We start from the raw sequence: 4,079 nt of genomic DNA, 5'->3' as shown, positions 1-4,079 counted from the left end.
TTGCTCCAATAACTTTATTACCTAAAATATTTAATATATAAGCAGTTACCAAAAGCAGTATCCCAAGAATGGATGCGTAACCAGCATAACTTTCTGGGAACAATCGAAGCGTGTAAGCACCAAAAGTACCCGCTACTAAACTTTCTGAAACCACCATTGACACATACATTAATAAAGAAAAGACACCAGTTGTGGTTCCTGGTCCGTAGGCTTTATTAAAGAATTTAACTACACCTCCAGAAGATGGAAAAGCATTTGAGAACTTCACATAAGAATATGAACTGAAACCTACTACAATTGCACCTGCAAAAAATGCGATTGGAAATAAATCACCCACTAATTCCGCTATTTGGCCCATAAGTACAAATATTCCTGCACCAATCATTACGCCTGTACCAAGAGATATGGAACCTATTAAAGATAGCTTATTATTTTCTTTTGTGGTGTTTTTCATACTTGAATTATTTTTTCGTGTTATTGGCTGTTGATTTTGGTTTAAAATTTCTGATTATGACGCGGTTGCTCTTTTCATAAGTAAAATAGCTAACCGTCCAATTAAAACCAACCATCAGTCTATTTCTAAATCCGCTTATAGACATCAAGTGCACGATAGACCATATTAACCAGGCAAAATAACCTGCGAACTTGAATTTGCCCAAGTCTGCTACTGCTCTACGTTTACCTACTGTTGCTAATGATCCCTTATCCTTATATTCGAAAGGTTTAACAATAGGTTTATCTTTTATTATATTTAATAGTGAATTACCAAGACATTTACCTTGTTGAATAGCTACCTGAGCCACTTGTGGATGCCCTTTTGGTGTATCTTTGTTTATAACTGCAGCAATATCTCCTATTGCAAAAACGTTATTAAATCCTTCAACCTGTAAATTTTCATTAGTTTTTAAGCGGTTGCCGTTTACTAGATGTTGTTTATCAATTCCTTTAGGTAATTGCCCTTTAACACCAGCAGTCCATATTAAATTTTTGGCATGGATTTGTGTGCCATTTTTGGTTGTAATTACTTTTCCGTCGTAATCTGTTACAATCTCTTTAAATAGCACATTTACATTTAGCTCTTTCAAATATTTTAGAGTTTGTGTCGAAGCTTTGTCAGACATTGCTGCTATTAATTTATCTGAGCCTTCTATTAAATAAATCTTCATTATAGATGATGGATACTCTGGGTAATCTTTTGGAAGTATATATTTACAGAATTCGGCTAATGCGCCAGCCATTTCTACACCAGCGGGTCCACCTCCAACAATCACAAAATTAGTAAGGGCATCACGTTCTTCATCATCGCAGGTAATGGCAGCCTGTTCTAGATTTTGCAGCATCATATGGCGTATGTTCAAGGAATCTCGGATGTCTTTCATCCCAAGGCTATTGGCTTCTACGTTATCCATCCCAAAAAAATTGGTAGTTGTTCCGGTTGCCAATACGAGGTAGTCATAATGAATACTTCCTTTGTTGGTTACAACTGTATTTATGGAAGGTTGTATTTCTTCAACTTCCGCCATACGGTAGATTACATTTTTGTACCCTTTAATTTGTTTCCTGAAAGGAAACACAATACTGTCTGGTTCCAAGGCACTAGTAGCTACTTGATAGAGTAAAGGCTGAAACTGATGAAAGTTATTTTTATCGAACATAACGACCTGTACTTCTTGATGTTTCAATTTTTCTATCAATGCCAAACCAGCAAATCCTCCACCAACGATAACCACACGAGGCAGATTGGTTTCTGGCAGACAAATTGTATCTATTATTTTACAATTGGCATGATCCATATTAGACTGTGGTTTAGGATTTTTCATTTTTTTGACAATATTTTATTGTAATACGTTCCTTGATTAAGGATTATTTTGTTGGATGAATGTGTTGGCATCTTCTTTTGAAGCAAAGTAAAAAACATCTCCACTATTTTTATCTTGAACAATAACAGCCAAAGCTTTATCTACTTTTTTGGTATTAAGTGGATTACTTCCGAAGCGAACATCGTCTAGATTTTTTTGCAATTTTTCAACACAGTTTTCGCAGCAACCGTAGTATAAAATTCCGTTGACATCAATAGCTATTTGATCTATACCCATAAACTTATCATTTACCATACATACTTTTTCATTGGGAACTATTTCATAGTTTTGTGCAGAAGCTATAACATCATTGGTCTTTAATTGTTGCTCTACATTGACTTGCGATGCACTTTCTACAACTTGTTTTTTCTTATCGGAACAGGATAACAGTAATAGAGAAATTAGTAAGAGGACTAATACGCTAAAGGAAAGTTGGTATATTTTTCCAATTGGGTTCTTTATAACATCAATTTGGTTCGCATTGTTTATTTGATTTAATCGTACTTGTTTCATATTAATAGTTTTTAAGTGTTAAATTTTTTCTGATTGAATAAGTTTTCGCCAATATAGATGTTCGTATAGTCCAGACCAATACATCCCAAAAGTGAAGGCAAAAATGAGTTCTTCAATTGGAATGCCAAGTAAAAGAATATGCGTAAGGTTGTCTAGATTCCAATATAATTCAACATATTGAGGATAAAATAGAAGAATGCTTCCAAAATATACGAAATAAAGCAAGGTGAATAATACACCTCCTACCCAAATTTTCCCTTTAAGATCTGGGCGACAATAAAGTGTTGCGATTCCACCAAAAAACATAGCTATGGTGCCACAATAAATATGATTTAGCGAGGTTGTAAAAGCCAATATTAAAAATACGATTAGTGGAACAAATAATATATAAATATGAAATTTATGTTGTTTGTGATGCCGTTCAACATGCGGAATCGTTTCTAAACTAGTTTTATAAATAAGCCTGTACAATACAGTTCCTATACCACCAATGGCAAACGAAAAAATAATACTTTCTATATCAAAACCTGTGTTTTCTGCCAAATTAAATAATGATGGCGGAAACCAGTATTCTGGAACAAACAGAGGCTCTGTAAGCCCAAATGGCATCGTAATTAGGCTCATTTTGAGCATTTCTTTTCTAACAGACTTTTGGGACAAATAAATAACTGCCCAAAGCGCTAGGATGATAAGTGACCAGATAAACCAAACGTATTGCATGATGTTATGTTTTTTTTGTTTTTAAATAATCTACGGTTTCTTTAACTGTTAATGGATAGGTGGCATTACCTGTTCGCACGTAAAAGGTTGTGTTTGTTCCATCATTTACATACACTGGTTCTTTAGATGGTTCAATGTCAACGACACATATTTCTTTTTCATTTATAACATAAAAAGAAATATGATTGCTAAAACATGCTTCGTGACCTAACTGCGTAGATATTATTCTAAAAATTGCACGCTCGTAGCCATCCTTGTTTTTGTGTTTGAGTGTTTTATAATCATTTTCGAGCCCCAAAGTATTTCCTTCGTCATCTACGCCTATAATCAATTTTCCTCCTTTTGTATTCATAAAGCCTACAATAGTTTTGGCTATAACTATTTCCAAATCACGGTTGGTGGCTTTCCTAAAATAGTCATAACGAATAGATGACTTAAATTCCACTTTTTCATTTTCGCCATCTGCAATAATTTCGGCAATGTCTCTCTGCAATAAGCGCTGTTGTACACTTATTAGATCACTTTTCTTTTTCAGTTGGCTCCAAAAAAAGCCAGATACCAAACCTAAAACACTTCCAAAAAGTGTTAATAAAATAGTCATTCCCTTCATATTAAAACTGAAGGATTCCATAAAACGTTCATTTAAAATTTCTAAAAATAGCGACGTTGAAAAAGGCGTATTGCTATATTCAAACCAATACAATACCATTGTAAATGGATGTACCAAGAAATAAAAAACTCCTGTTCCCAGCAATAAATGAATTAATATAATTTTTATTTTTCCCATTGGCCTTTTAAACTTTTATAATTCTATTTTATATAGTTGTATTCTAATTTCAACAGATTCTCACGATCACTTTCTGAACGTTGGTATTTTACTCTAAAAGATTACTTCAATACAAATTGAACAAGATCTTTTTTTTGGTAAATAATAAATTATCCTTTTTTGATTTGAGCATTATAAAATCCTGCAATACTTGCGCCAAT

The 4,079-nt window shown here is 33.5% G+C and carries 5 protein-coding genes; all 5 read right to left on the bottom strand.

Annotation, left to right across the window (positions count from 1 at the left end):
• The coding region (locus AAC053_RS13645) for an amino acid permease (protein ID WP_339757762.1) at positions 1-454 on the bottom strand (454 nt) is incomplete at its 3' end.
• A gap of 7 nt (positions 455-461) precedes the next feature.
• Entirely contained in the window at positions 462-1,820 is a 1,359-nt protein-coding gene (locus tag AAC053_RS13640) for an NAD(P)/FAD-dependent oxidoreductase (RefSeq protein WP_339757759.1), read from the bottom strand.
• Between the two features lie 36 nt (positions 1,821-1,856).
• Entirely contained in the window at positions 1,857-2,372 is a 516-nt protein-coding gene (locus AAC053_RS13635; RefSeq protein ID WP_339757757.1) for a hypothetical protein, read from the bottom strand.
• Between the two features lie 18 nt (positions 2,373-2,390).
• Positions 2,391-3,092: a lycopene cyclase domain-containing protein gene (locus tag AAC053_RS13630; protein ID WP_339757753.1), complete on the bottom strand. Its 702-nt coding sequence runs from the start codon at positions 3,090-3,092 to the stop codon at positions 2,391-2,393.
• Positions 3,093-3,096: 4 nt separating this feature from the next.
• A complete protein-coding gene (locus tag AAC053_RS13625) occupies positions 3,097-3,879 on the bottom strand; it encodes an ATP-binding protein (RefSeq protein ID WP_339757750.1) in 783 nt (260 codons plus the stop codon).
• Positions 3,880-4,079: the final 200 nt, after the last annotated feature.

The sequence above is a fragment of the uncultured Winogradskyella sp. genome, from assembly GCF_963975125.1.
Taxonomy (GTDB): Bacteria; Bacteroidota; Bacteroidia; order Flavobacteriales; family Flavobacteriaceae; genus Winogradskyella.
This window is presented reverse-complemented; position numbering and strand designations above follow the sequence as displayed.

What these genes read in the sequence shown, in the direction of transcription:
- AAC053_RS13630 (WP_339757753.1), bottom strand. Translation starts at nt 3,092, where the DNA reads ATGCAATACGTTTGGTTTATCTGGTCACTTATCATCCTAGCGCTTTGG.
- AAC053_RS13635 (WP_339757757.1), bottom strand. Translation starts at nt 2,372, where the DNA reads ATGAAACAAGTACGATTAAATCAAATAAACAATGCGAACCAAATTGAT.
- AAC053_RS13640 (WP_339757759.1), bottom strand. Translation starts at nt 1,820, where the DNA reads ATGAAAAATCCTAAACCACAGTCTAATATGGATCATGCCAATTGTAAA.
- AAC053_RS13625 (WP_339757750.1), bottom strand. Translation starts at nt 3,879, where the DNA reads ATGGGAAAAATAAAAATTATATTAATTCATTTATTGCTGGGAACAGGA.